14 protein-coding genes are annotated in these 17,424 nt (G+C 75.6%); 8 read left to right on the top strand and 6 right to left on the bottom strand.

The features are described from left to right. The first annotated feature begins 40 nt into the window (after nt 1-40). Nucleotides 41-1,240 (top strand): glycosyltransferase, encoded by a 1,200-nt coding sequence (locus tag EYB28_RS04755; protein ID WP_166845295.1) that lies wholly within the window; start codon nt 41-43, stop codon nt 1,238-1,240. 30 nt (nt 1,241-1,270) lie between these two features. Here the strand turns inward: EYB28_RS04755 and EYB28_RS04750 are convergent, their stop codons facing one another. Continuing rightward, nucleotides 1,271-2,284, bottom strand: a complete 1,014-nt coding sequence (locus EYB28_RS04750) for a LacI family DNA-binding transcriptional regulator (RefSeq protein WP_166845293.1) — start codon at nt 2,282-2,284, stop codon at nt 1,271-1,273. A 154-nt stretch (nt 2,285-2,438) separates the two neighbouring features. Between EYB28_RS04750 and EYB28_RS04745 the strand changes: the two genes are divergently transcribed. Further along, complete coding sequence (locus tag EYB28_RS04745; protein WP_240930387.1) at nt 2,439-3,146, top strand: GntR family transcriptional regulator; 708 nt, start codon at nt 2,439-2,441, stop codon at nt 3,144-3,146. A gap of 57 nt (nt 3,147-3,203) precedes the next feature. On the opposite strand, the gene EYB28_RS04740 is transcribed toward EYB28_RS04745, so the two are convergent. From EYB28_RS04740 to EYB28_RS04720, 5 genes are read right to left on the bottom strand one after another with little or no spacing between them, the layout of a single operon-like run. After that, on the bottom strand, nt 3,204-4,163 hold the full coding sequence (locus EYB28_RS04740) for a 3-hydroxyacyl-CoA dehydrogenase family protein (RefSeq protein WP_166845291.1): 960 nt from the start codon (nt 4,161-4,163) through the stop codon (nt 3,204-3,206). A 49-nt stretch (nt 4,164-4,212) separates the two neighbouring features. After that, nucleotides 4,213-4,968 carry a triose-phosphate isomerase family protein gene (locus tag EYB28_RS04735; RefSeq protein WP_166845289.1) on the bottom strand — a complete coding sequence of 252 codons (756 nt, stop codon included), beginning with the start codon at nt 4,966-4,968 and terminating at the stop codon, nt 4,213-4,215. After that, nucleotides 4,965-5,483 carry a ribose-5-phosphate isomerase gene (locus EYB28_RS04730; RefSeq protein WP_166845287.1) on the bottom strand — a complete coding sequence of 173 codons (519 nt, stop codon included), beginning with the start codon at nt 5,481-5,483 and terminating at the stop codon, nt 4,965-4,967. The genes EYB28_RS04735 and EYB28_RS04730 overlap by 4 nt, the downstream gene beginning before the upstream one ends. Next, complete coding sequence (locus EYB28_RS04725) at nt 5,480-7,222, bottom strand: dihydroxyacetone kinase family protein (RefSeq protein WP_166845285.1); 1,743 nt, start codon at nt 7,220-7,222, stop codon at nt 5,480-5,482. Before EYB28_RS04725 ends, EYB28_RS04730 begins: the two co-directional genes overlap by 4 nt. A gap of 55 nt (nt 7,223-7,277) precedes the next feature. Further along, nucleotides 7,278-8,207, bottom strand: a complete 930-nt coding sequence (locus EYB28_RS04720; protein ID WP_166845283.1) for a sugar phosphate isomerase/epimerase — start codon at nt 8,205-8,207, stop codon at nt 7,278-7,280. Between the two features lie 188 nt (nt 8,208-8,395). Here EYB28_RS04720 and EYB28_RS04715 point away from each other — a divergent pair, with 188 nt between their 5' ends. The 6 genes from EYB28_RS04715 (at nt 8,396) to EYB28_RS04690 (ending at nt 17,361) form a co-directional block, all read left to right on the top strand. Beyond that, nucleotides 8,396-9,562, top strand: a complete 1,167-nt coding sequence (locus tag EYB28_RS04715) for a Gfo/Idh/MocA family protein (RefSeq protein WP_166845281.1) — start codon at nt 8,396-8,398, stop codon at nt 9,560-9,562. An 83-nt stretch (nt 9,563-9,645) separates the two neighbouring features. After that, nucleotides 9,646-10,833: a dihydrodipicolinate synthase family protein gene (locus EYB28_RS04710; protein WP_166851686.1), complete on the top strand. Its 1,188-nt coding sequence runs from the start codon at nt 9,646-9,648 to the stop codon at nt 10,831-10,833. Continuing rightward, nucleotides 10,830-11,711, top strand: a complete 882-nt coding sequence (locus tag EYB28_RS04705; RefSeq protein WP_166845279.1) for a sugar phosphate isomerase/epimerase — start codon at nt 10,830-10,832, stop codon at nt 11,709-11,711. Before EYB28_RS04710 ends, EYB28_RS04705 begins: the two co-directional genes overlap by 4 nt. Before the next feature lie 279 nt (nt 11,712-11,990). Then, nucleotides 11,991-13,556, top strand: a complete 1,566-nt coding sequence (locus tag EYB28_RS04700; protein ID WP_166845277.1) for a glycoside hydrolase 43 family protein — start codon at nt 11,991-11,993, stop codon at nt 13,554-13,556. Next, on the top strand, nt 13,556-15,526 hold the full coding sequence (locus EYB28_RS04695; RefSeq protein ID WP_166845275.1) for a DUF6807 family protein: 1,971 nt from the start codon (nt 13,556-13,558) through the stop codon (nt 15,524-15,526). Before EYB28_RS04700 ends, EYB28_RS04695 begins: the two co-directional genes overlap by 1 nt. A 341-nt stretch (nt 15,527-15,867) precedes the next feature. Continuing rightward, on the top strand, nt 15,868-17,361 hold the full coding sequence (locus EYB28_RS04690) for a right-handed parallel beta-helix repeat-containing protein (RefSeq protein ID WP_166845273.1): 1,494 nt from the start codon (nt 15,868-15,870) through the stop codon (nt 17,359-17,361). The last annotated feature ends 63 nt before the right edge of the window (nt 17,362-17,424 follow it).

Raw genomic sequence — 17,424 nt, 5'->3', positions numbered from 1 at the left:
CACATCCGGGCCGCGCACGCTGGCCGCAGGAGGTGGTCCGATGTCGGAGCGTGACGCGACGCGCGTCCTGTCCCTGTACGAGGGGTTCTTCAGCGGTGGCGCCCGGGTGGTGCACTCGACGGTGGTGGCGGGGCTGCACGCGCAGGGGCGCCAGCGGCACTCGGTGCTGAGCATCCACCACGAGGTGCGGCGCGAGTCGACGCTGCAGTCGATGGCGGACGACCAGCGGTACCGCACGCTGCTGGCGGCGGGCGTCCGCGTGGCTTCCCTCGGCCGGCCCGCGGACACCCCGCTCTCGGCCGGCGTCACGGAGGCGGAGGCCGAGGCCGCGGCCCGCCGCGCGAGCGCCGCGCACGTCGTGCTGTCGCTGAAGGAGCAGCCGCTGGGGCTGGTCGACCACCCCGCGTTCCCGGACCGGCCGGTGGTCGTGGCGCTGCACCGCTCCGACCCGGAGCACCAGGGCCCGGCGCTCGACCACCTGCGGCGTGCGGCCCGCACCGGGCGGGTCGCGGCAGTCGTGTGCTGCGCCGAGTCCACCAGCGACGCGTACCGGGCGGCAGGCGTCCCGGCGCACCTGCTGCGCGTGATCCCGAACGGCGTGAACCTCGCACGGTTCCGCCCGGTGACGGGCGCCCGGCGGCTCGCGCTGCGCGGGGCCCGCGGGCTGCCGCCCGACGCGGTCGTCGTCACGTACGCCGCCCGCTACGACCCGATGAAGGACCCGCGCCTGTTCCTGGCGGCCGCGCGCCGGTTCGTCGAGGGGTCGCGCGCGGGGCACGTGGTGATGTGCGGCGCGGGGATGAGCGCCGCCAACGCCGACCTGCGCCGCGACCTGGACGCGACGTTCGGCGACCGCCCGGACCTGCTCGCCCGGGTGCACCTGCTCGGGATCCGGCAGGACCCGGAGCTCGTGCTCGCGGTGTCCGACGTCGTGGCGCTGACGTCCTCGTTCGGCGAGGCGGCGCCGCTGTGCCTCATCGAGGGGGCCATGTGCGGCGCCGTCCCGGTGACGACGGCCGTGGGCGACAGCGCCCGCCTGGTCGAGGGCATCGGCCTGGTCACGGGCACCGACCCGGGCGAGATCGCGGCCGCGTGGGCGGAGGCCGCGATGCGCCGCGCGGAGCTCGCCCCGGCGCTCGTCGCGGCCCGGCCACGGTTCAGCCACGTGCGGATGCTCTCGGCGTACGCGAGCACCATCGACCGGGCGCGCCGCGGGGCGGGGCTGACGGTGGCGGTGTGACCGCGGTCGCGCTCGCCCTCGTCGTGGTCGTCAGGCGTCGGCGGTGCTCTCCCGCAGCACGACGTCGTAGCCGACCTCGACCACGTCGGGCGCCTCCTCGGCCACCGCCGCGCTGACCGCGAGCCGGCCCATCTCCTCCAGCGGGATGCGCACGGTGGTCAGCGCGGGGACGTGGTCACGCAGGGTCGGGATGTCGTCGAACCCGGCGACACGCACGTCGCGGGGCACGTCGAGGCCCAGCTCACGCAGCCGGGCGATGAGCCCGATGGCGATGACGTCGGCGACCGCGAACACGCACAGCGGCGGGTCGGTGTGCGCCCTCGCGAGGGCCGCGACCTCCTCACCGGCCGCGTGGCCGCCGTCGCGGGAGAACTCCGTGTCGACGACGTCGACGACCTCCCCGCCCCCCGCGCGCACGGCCTCGACGAAGGCGTCGGTGCGCTCGCGCGAGGTCACGACGAGGCCCGACCCGCCGACGACGGCGAACCGTCGCCACCCCTGGTCGAGCAGGGCCTCGGCCAGGGCCCGTGAGCCCGTCGAGTTCGGCGGCCGCACCACCCGTCCGTCGCCGACCGGCTGGCCGACGATGACCGACCGGCCGCCGGCCGCCTCGTAGGTGCTCAGCGCGCCCGCGAGCGCCTCGTCGTCCTCGGGCGTCCACCGGGTGCCGGCGACCACGAGGGCGTCGACCCGGTGGGCGGCGAAGGCCGCGACGGCCTCCCGCTCCACCTCGGGGTCGCGCCCGGTCGACGCCAGGAGCACCAGGCTGCCGTGCTCGCGGGCCGCGGCCTGCGCACCCGCGGCGATCGAGGAGAAGTACGGGTCGGAGATGTCGTGCACGACCAGCCCCAGCAGCCCGCTGCGGGACCGGGCGAGCGCCTGCGCCTGGGCGTTGACCACGTAGCCCAGCTCGGCGGCAGCGCTGCGCACGCGGTCCACGAGCTCGGGCCCGGGTTGCCGGGACGACCCGTTGAGCACGCGGGACGCGGTGGCCAGCGAGACCCCCGCGCGGTCGGCGACGTCCTGCAGCCGCGGTCGGGCCACGTCCTCCACCTCCAAGTTCCTGGGCGGCCGGAACCCGCCCGAGACCGGCGCTCCGGACACGCCCGTCGGGCACCAGCGTACCGGCGCCAGGAAACCGCCTTCCGGTGCACGGCTCCCCCGGGGCGCCGGACCCGCGCGCCGATAGAATCGGCGCGTGCCCAGGACCAGCGCTCCGCCCGCCGCCCCCCTCCGACGGCAGGTGCTCGCCGACCACGTGTTCGACGAGCTGCTCTCGCGGCTCATGGACGGCACCCTGTCGGCCGGGAGCAGCCTCAACATCGACGGCATCGCGCGCGAGCTCGACGTCTCCCCCACACCCGTGCGCGAGGCGCTCGCCCGCCTGGAGTCGACCGGCATGGTGCGGCGGGTGGCGCTGCGCGGGTACTTCGTCACCCCCGCGCCGACGCCGAAGGAGCTGGCGGACCTCATGGACGCGCGGCTCGCCGTCGAACCCGCGACGGCGTACTTCGCCTGCACGCGCGGCGACGACGAGTTCCTCGCGGCGCTGGAGCAGGCCGTGGCGGCGCTGGAGGCGGCCCCCAACGGGCCCACGTACCCGGAGTTCCGCGCCTACTGGGAGGCCGACGAGCGGTTCCACGCCCTCGTGGCCGAGGCCGCGGACAACACGTACCTGCAGGCCGCCTTCGCGGCGCTCGGCGGGCTGGCGCAGCGCTTCCGCCAGTTCTCCGGGACGGGCGTGACCGACAAGGAGGTGGCCGTCCGCGAGCACCGGGCGGTCCTGGAGGCCATGCGTTCCGGGGTGCCGGCGCGCGCGGAGGAGCTCATGCGCCGGCACATCGAGGGCGTGCGCTCGCGGTCGCTGGCGGAGCACGACGCCCCGTCGTCGCCCCAGGACGCGTAGCCACCGCCCGGACGGCCCGCGCCCGGGGTGCCCGGGCGGCGGAGCGTGCCCGGGGCGTCAGGCCGGGGCGGGGCCGAGCGAGCGGACGAGGCGCCCCATCTCGCTGTACGCCTTGTTGCGGTGCGCGACGAGCGCCTTGACCTGCTCGGGCGTGTAGTCCTTCAGCAGCCCCTTGCCGTTCTTCACGCCGCGACGGTCGCCCGCCACGGCGTCGGCGATGAGGGCGGGCGTGCTCAGCCGCTCGCCGAAGGCCTCCTCGAAGGTGCGGAACCCGCCGGCGTACACGTCGAGGCCGGCCTGGTCCGCGATGGCGAACGGGCCGAAGAACCCGAGGCGGAAGCCGAACGTCGTGCGGACCACGGTGTCGATGTCCTCGGGCGAGGCGATGCCCTCCTCGGCGATCGACATGGCCTCCTTGAGCAGCACGTACTGCAGCCGGTTGAGCACGAAGCCGGGGACGTCGGCCACGATGGCGGCCTCGCGGCCCGCCTTCGCCAGGAGCTCCTTGACGACGGGGACGACGGCCTCGTCGGTCCGCTCGCCGAGGACGAGCTCGACGCCCGGGATGAAGGGCGCCGGGTTGGAGAAGTGCACCGTGAGGAAGCGCTCGGGGTGCGTCACGGCCGTCGCGAGGACGCGGGCCGGGATGGTCGACGTGTTCGAGCCGATGATCGCGTCGGGGCGGGCCGCGGCGGAGATACGGGCGAGGACGTCGTGCTTGACCTCGACCGACTCGAACACGACCTCCTCGACGAGGTCGGCGTCGGCGACGGCGTCCTCGATCGACGCGGCGGTGCGCAGGTTCGCGCGGATCGTCGCGGTCGCGCCGGCGTCGTACAGGCCGGCGTCCTCGAACTCCTGGGCCTCGGCGAGGAGCCGCTCGTGGGCGGCCTCGGTCGCCTCGGCGGAGACGTCGGCGATCGTGACGGGCAGGCCGGCGAGCGCGAGGGACTGCGCGATGCCTCCTCCCATGTAGCCGGCGCCGATCACGGCGACGCTGCGGATGCTGGTGACCATCGTGGTGTCCTCTCTGGTGATGCTGGGGGTGGGCCTGGGCGGGCGTCGGTCACGGCCCGGCGGCCGCGCCGGGGGGCCGTGCGGGCGCGGCCTCGTCGAGCACCTCGCGCAGGGTGTCGACGTCGTGGGCGAACCGGCCGAGGAACACGCCGTCCACGCCGCCGGCGAGGGCCGTGAGGGTACCGGGGCCGGCCGCCCCGCCGTAGAGCACGCGACCGTCGATGCCGCGGGCGTCGAGCCACCCGCGCAGGGCCCGCGCCACGGTCACGACGTGCTCGGCCCCGGCGGGCCGCGGTGCGCCGATGGCCCACACGGGCTCGTACCCGACGACGACGCTCGACGCCCCGCTCCCCCGCAGCGCGCTCTCGAGCTGCGCGGTCGCCGCGAGCGCGGCCTGGTGGGCCGAGACCTGCTCGCGCTCCCCGACGCACAGCAGCGGGGTGACGCCCGCCTCGGCGAGGCGGGCGACCTTGGCGCGCACGACGGCGTCGTCCTCGCCGAACGCCGAGCGCCGCTCGGCGTGCCCCACCACGGCCAGGGTGCACCCGAGCTCGGCGAGCAGCGCGGCGGTGACCTCGCCGGTCTGGGCGCCGTGCGCCCCGGGCGCGACGTCCTGCGCGCCCCACGCCACGGACGTGCCCGTCAGGAGCCGCGCGGCCGCGGGCAGCAGGGGGAACGCCGGCAGGACGGCGAGCTCGACGTCCTCCCCCGGCGCCGCGTCCCGCACGCGGGCGAGCCAGCGCTCGGTCTCGGCGGCGCCGAGGTACGCCTTCAGGGAGACGGCGACGAGCGGCCGGCGGGTCATCCGCAGGACCCGGCGGCCTCGGGCGTCTCTCCGGTCCCGGCGCTCGCCTCGACCTCGCCGATCGCCGCGACCTTGGGCGCGGACGCCGACGCCGGGTCGAAGCGGTAGCCGAGCCACTCGCGCAGCAGGCGCCGGGCGAGCTCGATACCGACGACGCGCTGGCCGAAGCAGAGGACCTGGGCGTCGTTCGACAGCACCGCGCGCTCGACGGAGAACGAGTCGTGGGCGGTGACGGCGCGCACGCCGGGCACCTTGTTGGCGGAGATGGCCACGCCGAGCCCCGTCCCGCACACGAGCAGGGCCCGGTCGGCCTCGCCGGCCGCCACGAGCCGCGCGGCGGCCGCCCCGACGTACGGGTAGGGGGTGTGCTCGTCGCGGCCCACGCCGACGTCGGTCACCGACGCGACCCGGTCGTCCGCCTCGAGGTCCGCCCGGAGGACCTCCTTGTAGTCGAGCCCGGCGTCGTCCGAGCCGACCACGACCCGCAGCGCGTCCGGTGTCTTCGTGCTCGTCATCGTGCCTCCACCTCCGCGTCGTCCGTGCCGGCGCCGAGCTCCGCCCCGACCTCCGCGAGGAGGAGCGCGAGCGACGTCGCCCCCGGGTCGGCGACCCCGAGGCTCTTGTCCCCCAGCACGCGCGAACGTCCGCGGCGCGCCGTGGTCTCCCGGGTGCGGGCCGCGCCCTCGCGGGCGGCCCGGACCGCGGCGCGCCAGGCGTCCGTCGGCGGCTCACCCGCCCGGTGCGCCCGGTCGAGCGCCTCGACGGCGGGGGCGAGGGCGTCGACGAGGGTCTTGTCGCCGACGCGCGCGCCCCCGACGGCGCACACCTCGTCGCACGCGGCCCGGACACCGTCGACGACGTGCCCGCCGGTCAGCGCCGCGTCGGCGGGGAGCCGGTCGGCCAGCGCCAGCAGCCCCACGCCCCACAGGGCCCCCGAGGTCCCGCCGGCGCGGTCGGCCCAGGCGTCCGCGGCACGGCGCAGCACCGACGGGGCGTCGCCGCCCGCGGCGAGCGCCGCGTCCGCCGCCTCGACCGCGGCGTCGGCCCCGCGGCACATGCCGCGCCCGTGGTCGCCGTCGCCGGCGACGGCGTCGAGCGCGCCGAGCTCGTCCTCGGCGGCGTGCAGCACGTCCCGCGCCCGGTGCAGCGCCCGGGCCACGACCCGGGCGGCCTCGGAGCCGGGCTCCGTGGCGGCGGCCGTGAGAGGGGGCTCGGGCTCGGTGCGCGCCTCCGGCGGGGCCGACGCCGCGGCCGCTCGCCAGCCGCCGTGCCGGAACGCGGGGGTGGCGGCCGGGGCGAGCCACAGCCGCTCCAGCTCGTCGTCCAACCAGGTCACGGTGAGCGAGCAGCCGGCCATGTCGAGGCTGGTCACGTACTCCCCGACGAGGGGCGCGACGAGCGTCACGCCGCGCTCGGCGAGCAGGTCGTGCACCCTGTCCCACAGCACGAAGAGCTCCTCGTACTTGACCGCGCCGAGGCCGTTGAGCAGGACGGCGGCGCGCCCGTCGGCGTCCTGCGGACGCTCGGCGAGCACCCGGTCCACGAGCTCGGCCGCGAGCCCGGCGGCCGGGGGCAGCGGCTCCTCACCGATCCCCGGCTCGCCGTGGACGCCCAGCCCCCAGCCCGCCGTGCCGTCGGGCAGGCTGAACAGCGGCGCGTCGGCGCCCGGCAGCGTGCAGCCGTCGAAGGCGACCCCGAAGGAGCAGGTGCGGTCGTTCGCGCGCCCCGCCAGGCGGTCCACCTCCGCCAGGTCGGCGCCCGCCTCGGCGGCGGCGCCGGCGATCTTGAAGACGACCAGGTCCCCGGCGACACCGCGTCGCTCGTCGGCGCGGTCGGCGGGGGCGGAGGCGACGTCGTCGGTCACGAGGCGGACGGTGACGTCCACGCCCTGCGCGCGCAGCCGGCTCGCGGCGGCGCCGAAGTTGAGCACGTCCCCGGCGTAGTTGCCGAACGACAGCCAGATGCCGGCGCCCGCGTCGGCCGCGTGGCACACGTCCAGCACCTGGCGGGTGGACGGGGAGGCGAACACCTCGCCGCACACGGCGGCGTCGGCCAGGCCGTCGCCCACGAGCCCCGCGAAGGCCGGGTAGTGGCCGGACCCGCCGCCGACGACGACGGCGACCTTGCCGGCCCGGGTGCCCTCGGCGCGCGCCACCCCGCCCGGCACCCGCCGCAGCGTGCCGGCGTGGGCCTTGACGAGGCCGTCGAGCGCCTCGCGGGCGAAGTCCTCGGGTCGGTTGTGCACGTGGGTCATGGCTCAAGCACCTTCGCTCGGACGGTGGCGCGCGGTGCGCGCCGTGCGGATGGGGTCAGCGGCCGGCGGAGCGCAGCACGCCGCGGATGTAGTCGCGGTTGAGGGCGGCCACGCCGAGGCTGTCCGACCCGTAGTGCTCGCAGACGAAGACGCCCTCGAAGCCGAGGTCGAGCGCCCGCCGGATCACGGCGCGGTAGTTGACGACGCCCTGGACCAGCGGCGTCGGGTGGGTGACGTAGGCGCCCGTGGCCGGGTCGTGGTCGCGCGTGTAGTTCTTGATGTGCCAGAAGTTGGTGTGCGGCAGGACCTTCTCGAACATCGTCGGGATGTCCTCGATCGGCCGGTGCAGGCGCACGAGGTTGCCGAGGTCGGGGTTGAGGCCGACGTTGTCGCGCCCGACGTCCTCGAGGAACCGCACGGCGAGGTCCGGGGTGCCGATGTAGGTGTCCTCGTACATCTCGAGGCTGACCTGGACGCCGACCTGCGCGGCGTGGTCGGCGAGCTCGCGCACCCGCCGCACGGCGAGGTCCCGGGTCCCCGCGTCGTCCAGGTCGTCGTGATGACCCTCGGCGAGCCAGAACCACAGCGCCCGCTCCTGGGCGGGCGTGAGCGCCTGCATGAAGCCGACGCTCACGACCTGGGCTCCCAGGGCCGGCGCCCGGTCGACGATCGCGTGCGCGAAGCGCAGGTAGTCCGCGCCCCGGTCGGCGTCCACGAGGCTGCGCCGCGTCGTCGAGACGGACGGGACGCTGAGACCCACCTCGCCGAGCACCTCCCGCAGCTCGGCGAAGCGGGCGTCGCTCATCTCCCCGACCGACAGCCAGGCGTCGGTGGGGTCGACCTCGGTGAACCCGAGGTCGGCGACCTGCCGGAGCTGGTCGCGCCAGGACGTGGCGGGCGCCTCGAGGTTGGGGGTGCCGTCGGCAGCCGTGGCGCCGAACGACAGCATGTTGGCCGCGACGGGCCAGGTGTCCGCGGTGGGCAAGGGATCTCCGTCGATCGTCGAATCGTGTTTCCTATAGGAAACAGGATTGGCCGAAGACGGTCAAGAGGGACCGCCGGTGGCGTTCGGTAAGCGCTTGCCGCTATGCTGGCCGCAGCCGCCCGCTCCCCCGAGCCCGGGCGTGACCGCACATCCCCGGCCGACGCCGGGCCGACGCGACGGAGCGACACATGACGACATCCCGCACCCTGCGCATCGCGATGAACGGCGTGACCGGCCGCATGGGCTACCGCCAGCACCTCGTGCGCTCGATCCTGCCGATCCGCGAGGCCGGCGGCGTCGAGCTGCCTGACGGCACCCGCGTGCAGGTCGAGCCCGTGCTCGTGGGCCGCAACGAGGAGAAGCTGCGCGAGCTGGCCAAGCAGCACGACGTCGCCGAGTACACGACCGACCTCGACGGTGTCGTCACCGACCCGGGCACCGACATCGTGTTCGACGCCGCGATGACGAACCTGCGCCCCGCCACGCTGACGAAGGCGATGAAGGCCGGCAAGCACGTCTACACCGAGAAGCCGACGGCGGAGACCCTCGACGAGGCGATCGAGCTCGCCCGCCTCCGCGAGTCCACGGGCGTCACCGCCGGCGTCGTGCACGACAAGCTGTACCTGCCGGGCCTGGTCAAGCTGCGCCGGCTCGTGGACGAGGGCTTCTTCGGCCGCATCCTGTCGCTGCGCGGCGAGTTCGGCTACTGGGTGTTCGAGGGCGACCACCAGGACGCGCAGCGCCCGTCGTGGAACTACCGCAAGGAGGACGGCGGCGGCATGACGACGGACATGTTCTGCCACTGGAACTACGTCCTCGAGGGCATCCTCGGCTCCGTGAAGACGGTGAACGCCCAGACGACCACCCACATCCCCACCCGCTGGGACGAGCAGGGCCGCGAGTACGCCGCGACCGCCGACGACGCCGCGTACGGCATCTTCGGCATCGAGACCCCGGGCGGCGATCCGGTCGTCGCACAGATCAACTCGTCCTGGGCGGTGCGCGTCTACCGCGACGAGCTCGTCGAGTTCCAGGTGGACGGCACGCACGGCTCCGCCGTCGCCGGCCTGCGCAAGTGCGTGGCGCAGCAGCGCGCCCACACCCCCAAGCCGGTGTGGAACCCCGACCTGCCCGTCACCGAGCCGTTCCGCGACCAGTGGCTCGAGGTGCCCGCCAACGGCGACCTCGACAACGGCTTCAAGCTGCAGTGGGAGGAGTTCCTGCGCGACGTCGTCGCCGAGCGCCCCCACCGCTTCGACCTGCTCTCCGCCGCCCGCGGCGTCCAGCTCGCCGAGCTGGGCCTGCGCTCGTCGGCCGAGGGCCGCCGCCTCGACGTCCCGGAGATCTCGCTGTGACCGCCACGACCAGCACCCGGACCGGCCCCCGGACCAGCATCGCGCACGCGCCCGAGCTCACCGGCAGCGGCGTCACCGTCCGCCTGCCGCGCTTCGACGACGCCGGCCGCGCCGTCGGCACCGAGGTGCGCGAGCTCAACGCCCCCGGGCCGTGGACGGCCCCCGCCGAGCCGATCGGCTCCCGCGTGGCGTTCGCCGCCGCGCACGTGGTGCCGCGCATCGGCGCCGAGAACGTGCCGGGCGCGCCCGCCGTCGTCGACTGGGACGCCACGCTCGCCTACCGGCACCAGATCTGGCGCTTCGGCCTCGGCGTCGCCGACGCCATGGACACCGCCCAGCGGGGCATGGGCCTGGACTGGGCGGCCACGCAGGAGCTGGTGCGCCGCTCGTCGGCCGAGGCCGCGTCCGTCGGCGCCCGCATCGCGTGCGGCGCGGGCACCGACCAGCTCGACCCGGCGTCCGTCGAGCCGGGCGAGGCCGGCCTGGCCGCCGTGATCGAGGCGTACCGGGAGCAGGTGCACGTCGTCCAGGACGCGGGCGCCCAGGTCATCGTCATGGCCTCCCGCGCGCTGGCGAAGGTCGCGCGCTCCCCCGAGGACTACGCCCGCGTCTACGACGCCGTCCTCACCGAGGCCGAGAAGCCCGTGGTCCTGCACTGGCTCGGGACGATGTTCGACCCCGCCCTGGCAGGCTACTGGGGGTCGGACGACGTCGAGAGCGCCACCGCCACCTTCCTCGACCTCATCAAGGCCCACCAGGACAGGGTCGACGGGGTGAAGGTCTCGCTGCTCGACGCCGGGCACGAGATCGGCCTGCGCCGCGCGCTCGCGGCGCTCGACGGCTCCCCGGTACGCCTGTACACCGGCGACGACTTCAACTACCCGGAGCTGATCGCGGGCGACGAGCAGGGGCACTCCGACGCCCTGCTCGGCATCTTCGCGGCGATCTACCCGGCGGCCTCCACCGCCCTGCAGGCGTTCGACGCCGGCGATGCCGCGCGGGGGCACGCGATCCTCGCCTCGACCGAGAGGCTGGGCCGGCACATCTTCGCCGCGCCGACCTACTACTACAAGACGGGCGTGGCGTTCCTGTCCTGGCTGAACGGGTTCCAGCCCGGCTTCCAGCTCGTGGGCGGCCTGCACTCCGGCCGCTCCGCGGCCCACCTGGTGGAGCTCGCGCGCCTCGCCGACGGCTGCGGCATGCTGCTCGATCCGGGCCTCGCCGCCCGCCGCCTCGGGGCGTTCCTCACGACGAACGGGGTGGACTCATGAGCGACCTGAGCCGCTGCTCCCTCAACACCGCGACGGTCAAGCACGCGACGCTCACGGAGGCCGTCGACGCCGCCGCGGGCGCGGGCATGGGAGCGGTCGGGCTGTGGCGCCACCAGGTGGCTGAGCACGGCGCCGAGAAGGCCGCCCGGATCGTGTCGGACGCCGGGCTGCGCGTCTCGTCGCTGTGCCGCGGCGGGTTCCTCACCACGGCGGACGACGCGGGGATCGCCACGGCGCTGGACGACAACAGGCGGGCGATCGAGGAGGCCGCGGGCGTCGGCACGCGCGAGCTCGTGTTCGTCGTCGGCGGGCTGCCGGCGCTGAGCGAGCCCGGGCAGGGGCCGCGGCCCGACGCCGGGCCGGGCGACCGCGACCTGGTCGCGGCGCGCTCCCGCGTGGCCGACCGCCTCGCCGACCTGGCCCCCTTCGCGTCCGAGCACGGCGTGCGGATCGTCCTGGAGCCCCTGCACCCGATGTTCGCCGCCGACCGCGCGGTGATCTCCACCCTCGGGCAGGCCCTCGACCTGGCCGCGCCGTTCGCCCCGGAGGTCGTCGGCGTCGTCGTCGACACCTACCACGTGTGGTGGGACCCCCGGCTGCGGGACGAGATCGCGCGGGCCGGGCGGGAGAGCCGCATCGCGAGCTACCAGGTGTGCGACTGGAACCTGCCGCTCGCGGCGGACCCGCTCAACTCGCGCGGGCACGTGGGCGACGGCTACGTCGACTTCCCCACCGTCACCCGCTGGGTGGCCGAGGCCGGCTACGACGGCGACGTCGAGACGGAGATCTTCAACTCCGAGATCTGGGCGGCCGACCCGCGCGAGACCGCCCGCACCGTGGGCGAACGCTACGCGCGGCACGTGCTGCCGCACCTGTGACGCCGCGCCGGCACCACGGCGCAGCAGGACACCGGGACTCCTGACACCCCGGTGCGGGCCGGTCGCCGACGCCGCCTGCCGTCCGACGCCCCGTCGCCTCATCGAGGCGGCGGGGCGTCGTCGTGCGCCCGCGCCGCGGGCCTCCCGGTTCCGGCGAGGGCGTGCCGTCCCGCGACGGATTCCCCGACCGGAAACCGCTTGCTAGGCTGTACACGATCGCGGGAACCGGTTTCTCACCTATTTCTCGCAGCTGTCCCGGCGACGCGACGGAAGGCGGACATGGCCCACTACTCCAACCCGGTCCTCGATGCGGACTGGCCCGACCCGGACGCGGTCCGGGTCGGCGACGACTACTGGATGATCGCGTCGAGCTTCAACCGCGCGCCCGGCCTGCCGGTCCTGCACTCGCGCGACCTCGTGGCCTGGGAGCACGTGGCGAACGCGCTGCCGGCGCTCCCCCAGGCCGGGCACTACGCGCTGCCGCGGCACGGCTCGGGCGTCTGGGCACCGAGCCTGCGCCACCACGACGACCGTTTCTGGATCGTCTACCCCGACCCCGACCACGGCATCTTCGTGCTCACCGCCACCGACCCCCGGGGGCCGTGGTCCGAGCCGTGGTGCCTGATCGCCGGCCGCGGCCTCATCGACCCGTGCCCGCTGTGGGACGACGACGGCCGCACCTACCTCGTGCACGGCTGGGCGAGGTCGCGCGCGGGGATCAAGAACCGGCTGACCTTGGTGGAGGTCGACCCGGGGCTGCGCGAGGTCGTCGGCCAGGCGCGCACGGTGATCGACGGCGACGAGCTGCCCGGCTTTCGCACGCTCGAGGGACCCAAGCTGTACCAGCGCGACGGCTGGTACTGGATCTTCGCCCCGGCGGGCGGCGTCGCCACCGGCTGGCAGACGGCCTTCCGGTCCCGCTCGGTGTGGGGGCCCTACGAGCACCGGGTCGTGCTCGAGCAGGGCGGCTCGCCCGTCAACGGGCCCCACCAGGGCGCCTGGGTCGACGCCCCGGACGGCGGCGACTGGTTCCTGCACTTCCAGGACCGCGGCGTCTTCGGCCGCGTCGTGCACCTGCAGCCGATGCGCTGGGACGACGACGGCTGGCCGCGCCTCGGCGACCCGCTGCCGGCCGGCGACGCCGTCCGGGACAGCACAGCGGACGCCGTCGGGCGCGGCACCCCCGTCCTGCGGCACCCCGTGCCCGTCCCCGGCGCCGAGCCCGGCGAGCCGGCACGCGGCGACGCCTTCGACACCCCCGGCCTGGCGCCCCGGTGGCACTGGCAGGCCAACCCCGAGCCCGGCTGGTACGACGCGCCGGGCGACGGCACCCTGCGGCTGCGCGCCCAGGCCACGGCGCGCGGCGACCTGCGCGCGCAGGGCGCCGTCCTGGGCCAGCAGCTGCCCGGGCAGCCCAGCACCTGGACGACCCGCGCGACCCTGTCCGGCACGGCGCCGGGGACGCGGACCGGCCTGGTCGTCCTCGGCCGCGAGTACTCCTGGCTCGGCCTGGAGCGGACGCCCGCCGGCGTGGACGTCGTCTGCCGCCGCAGCGCCCCGGGCGGCGGCGCGGCCGTGGAGGAGTCCGTCGCCCAGGCACCCGCGCCGGGGCCCGACGTCGACCTGCGGGCCGCCGTCGACGCGGACGGCGAGGTCACGTGGTCCTGGCGGGCCCACGGCGACGAGCCCTGGCAGGACCTCGCCGCGGTGCCCGCCACGGTCGGCCACTGGATCGGCGCGGAGGTCGGCCTGTTCGCGAGCGCCCCGCTGGGCGCCGCCACGACGGCGGACGACGCCGGGACGTTCGGTCCCGTCCGCGTCACCGTCGCCGGCAAGGACGCCTGATGGCGTCCCCGGCGAACGGGACCACCACCATCGACCAGGTGGCGAAGGCCGCGGGAGTCTCGCGCGCGACGGTCTCGCGCGTGATGAACGGCCACCCGACGGTGGCCACCGACATCGCCGAGCGGGTCCGTGCGACCGCGGACGCGCTGGAGTACCGGCCCAGCCGCGTCGCCCGCAGCCTGTCCCTGGGCCGCACCAACACGGTGGCGCTGGTGGTCCCCGACCTCGGCAACCCGATGTTCCAGCAGATCCTGCGGGGGGCGACGGCCGCCGCGGCGCCGCACGACTACCGCGTGCTCGTGGCAGAGACGGCCGAGAACGCCACGGACGAGGCCGAGGTGGCCCTCGAGGCACGGCAGCGCTGCGACGCGCTGATCCTGGCGGCGCCGCGCACCGCGGAGCACACCCTGCGCGAGCTGCTCCCCCGCGTCGAGCCGGTCGTCCTCGTCAACCGGCAGCTCTCGGGCACGCCCACCCCGACCGTCGTCGTCGACTACGCGAACGGGGTGCGCGGCATGGTTGACCACCTGGTCGCGCTCGGCCACCGGGAGCTCGTCTACGCCGCCGGGCCGCGGTCCAGCGTGTCGAACGCGGCCCGCGCGCGGGCGCTGGACGACGCCCGGCAGCGGCACCCGGGCCTGCGGATCACGACGGTGCCGTGCGGGTCGTCCGTCGACGCCGGGTACCGGTCCGCCGAGGCCGTCCTCGCCACGGGTGCGACCGGCGTCGTCGCGTTCAACGACCTGGTCGCCTTCGGCCTGCTGGCGCGCCTGAACGAGGTGGGCGTCGCGGTGCCGGGCGACCTCTCGATCGGCGGCTTCGACGACATCGAGCTGTCCCGGTACGCCACGCCGTCGCTCACCACGGCGGCCGTGCCGCAGTCGGACCTCGGACGGCGGGCGTGGGAGCTGCTGCACCGCCGCGTCACCGGCGCGCCGGGGCGCGCCGACCCCGAGCCGGACGTCGTCACGCCCGGTCTCGTGGTGCGCGACAGCACCGGCCCCGTGCCGCCGGCACGGCGCCTGGCCGTCACCTCCTCCGGCCTCGCGGGAAGGACGCAGGTGCTGCAGGAAGACCTCCACGCCACGTGGCGCGACGCGCAGGACGGCTGGATGCTCGGGCTCGGCGACGACCGTCCGCTGGCCCGGCTGTCGCGAGGCACCGGGATGCCGGGGGTGCACAGCCCCCGCCCGTCGCTGCACCCCGTGCACTCGTGGAGCGGCGTCGCGATGACCGACACGAGCCCGGTCGACCACCGGCACCACTACGGGGTGTCGATGGCGGTCGCGGACGTCGACGGGACCAGCTACTGGGGCGGGCGCACCTACGTGCGCGGGCAGGGGTCGACGCTCCTGGCCAACCACGGGAGGCAGGAGGTCACGGGAACCCGCACGGCGGACGACGACCGCACCCTCGTCGCGGCGGTGCGCTGGGTCGACCAGGACGGGCACGAGCAGCTCACCGAGGAGCGCCGGCTCACGGCGGTGCTGCTGCCGGAGGTCGACGCGTGGGCCCTCGACTGGCACAGCGCCCTGCGCGCGGGCACGGGGGACCTGACGATCGGCAGCCCGGCCACCAACGGGCGCCCGCTGGCCGGCTACGGGGGCTACTTCTGGCGGCTGCCGTCCGGCGACGAGGCGCACTCCTTCGGCCCCGGGGCGCCCGACGAGGCCGCGGTGCACGGGCTGGCGGCCCCCTGGGTGGCGGTGACGCGGCGCGCCGGGGACGCCTGGACCACCCTGGTGCTGGTCCAGACGACGCCGGAGCCCGACCCGTGGTTCGTGCGCGTGGCCGACTACGTGGGCCTGGGCCCGGCCCTGGCCTGGGAGAGGGTCCGGCGCGTGCCCGCCGGGTCCACGCTGGACGTCGGGGTCGCCGCCGCGGTCGTGGACCGGCGGCTCGACGAGGCCGACGCGGCCGCCGTCGCCGACCTCGCCGTCGGGCGCCTCGGCGCCGCGACCCACGCCTGACCTCCTTCCACCCCCGGGACCGGCCGATGGTTCTGGAAATTTGCGGAATGGCGCTCATTCCGCACCTTTCCAGAACCATCGGCCGGTCGTGCGCGGCGCACGACCTGCACCCAGGGATTGATGCGATCGGCTGAACGATTGACGGGAAGCGGTTGCCCGGCTACGATCGAGAAACCGGTTTCTCAGAGGCGAGCCGGTCGCAGATCGCGACGGGCCCGGACACCGCCTCGACGTCGACGTCGAGGCACCGACCGCACGACGACGCGCGGAGTCCCGACCGCACGCGCCCCGGTCACGTCCGGCTCGAGGGCTTCGGCCCGAGTCTCACGAGAGGTGCGACGATGCCCTTCTTGGCCCACTCAGCCCGCCACCGCGGGGCGCGGCGCGGCCGCCGTACGCTCGCCGCCGTCGGCGCGCCCGTCCTCGCGCTGGCCCTGCTGGCGCCAGCCGCGCACGGCGCCCCGGACGCACCCGGCGGCGACCCGCGGGACGCCGGGGTCCGGCTCCTGCACAGGATCGGTGCGCCGGCGGCGTCCTCCGCGGACGGGCCGGTCTGGTCCCCCGTGGCCACCGGCTTCGCCTCCGTGCCCACCGCCGAGCACCCGCACGGCACCACCGGCGGCGCGGGCGGCGAGACCGTCGTCGTGCGCGACGCCGAGGCGCTCGCCGAGCAGGCCGCGCGCGACGAGCCCCTGACCATCCTGGTCCAGGGCGAGATCACGGTCGGCGACGGCGACATGATCGACGTCGCGAGCGACAAGACGATCGCCGGCAGCGCCGCGGGCGGCGAGATCGTCGACGGCGGCCTGCGGCTCCTCGAGGTCGAGAACGTCATCGTCCGCAACCTGACGTTCCGCGACTCGTTCGTCGCGGGCGACTGGGACGGCAAGTTCGACGACAACGACAACGACGGCATCCGCGTCGACACGTCCGACCACGTCTGGATCGACCACAACGAGTTCGCCCGCCTCGGCGACGGCATGGTCGACCTGCGCAAGGACTCGACCGCCCTCACCGTGTCGTGGAACTACTTCCACGACCACAACAAGACGCTCGGCGTCGGCTGGACGGACAACCTCGTCACGACGCTGACGCTGCACCACAACCGCTTCTCCAACGTGCACCAGCGCAACAGCAGCACCGACAACGTCGCGTACGGGCACCTGTACAACAACTGGCTGTCCGGCGTGAGCTCCTACGGCACCAGCTCGCGCGGCGGGGCACAGCTGCTCATCGAGTCGAGCGTCTACGAGCACGCCAAGGACCCGATCGTCCTCAGCGGCGAGAACCCCACCGTGCACCAGCGCGACAACGTGTTCCGCGACGTCTGGGGCGCCGAGCCCGCGGAGACCGGCCCCACCTTCGAGGCGTCGGACTTCTACGACTACACCGCCGACGACGTCGACGGCGTGGTCGCCCTGCTCACCCGCCACGCCGGGACGACGAAGACCCCGAGCACGGAGCGGATCGCCCGGCAGGTCACCGTGGCCCAGGACGGCACCGGCGACTACCTGTCCGTGCACGCGGCCGTGGGCGCCGCGTCCCGCGCCGACCACGCCGTGGAGATCGTCGTCGAGCCCGGGACCTACAAGGAGGTCGTGTCCGTGTGGCCGGGGGCCGAGGGCCTCACGATCCGCGGCGCCACCGGCGACCCCGGCGACGTGGTGGTCACCTACACGTGGCCCCCGACCCTGAGCGTCTTCGCCGACGACGTCACGCTGGCGGACCTCACGCTCGAGAACACGCGCGACGCCGACTCCGCGGCGCTGCGCACCGTCGGCGAGCGCACCGTGCTGGAGGACGTCGTCCTGCGCGGTACCCACGACGCCGGCTGAACCGCCACGCCCGGACCCACACCCCGTCGTGGGCGGCCGGCGACGGTCGCCCACGACCCACGA

This window comes from Isoptericola sp. BMS4 (genome assembly GCF_011634835.1).
GTDB lineage: Bacteria > Actinomycetota > Actinomycetes > Actinomycetales > Cellulomonadaceae > Isoptericola.
This window is presented reverse-complemented; position numbering and strand designations above follow the sequence as displayed.

Excerpts from the sequence above, each read along its gene's own strand:
- EYB28_RS04755 (WP_166845295.1), top strand. The coding sequence starts at position 41 with ATGTCGGAGCGTGACGCGACGCGCGTCCTGTCCCTGTACGAGGGGTTC.
- EYB28_RS04740 (WP_166845291.1), bottom strand. The coding sequence starts at position 4,163 with ATGGTCACCAGCATCCGCAGCGTCGCCGTGATCGGCGCCGGCTACATG.
- EYB28_RS04735 (WP_166845289.1), bottom strand. The coding sequence starts at position 4,968 with ATGACCCGCCGGCCGCTCGTCGCCGTCTCCCTGAAGGCGTACCTCGGC.
- EYB28_RS04730 (WP_166845287.1), bottom strand. The coding sequence starts at position 5,483 with ATGACGAGCACGAAGACACCGGACGCGCTGCGGGTCGTGGTCGGCTCG.
- EYB28_RS04725 (WP_166845285.1), bottom strand. The coding sequence starts at position 7,222 with ATGACCCACGTGCACAACCGACCCGAGGACTTCGCCCGCGAGGCGCTC.
- EYB28_RS04715 (WP_166845281.1), top strand. The coding sequence starts at position 8,396 with ATGACGACATCCCGCACCCTGCGCATCGCGATGAACGGCGTGACCGGC.
- EYB28_RS04705 (WP_166845279.1), top strand. The coding sequence starts at position 10,830 with ATGAGCGACCTGAGCCGCTGCTCCCTCAACACCGCGACGGTCAAGCAC.
- EYB28_RS04700 (WP_166845277.1), top strand. The coding sequence starts at position 11,991 with ATGGCCCACTACTCCAACCCGGTCCTCGATGCGGACTGGCCCGACCCG.
- EYB28_RS04695 (WP_166845275.1), top strand. The coding sequence starts at position 13,556 with ATGGCGTCCCCGGCGAACGGGACCACCACCATCGACCAGGTGGCGAAG.
- EYB28_RS04690 (WP_166845273.1), top strand. The coding sequence starts at position 15,868 with ATGCCCTTCTTGGCCCACTCAGCCCGCCACCGCGGGGCGCGGCGCGGC.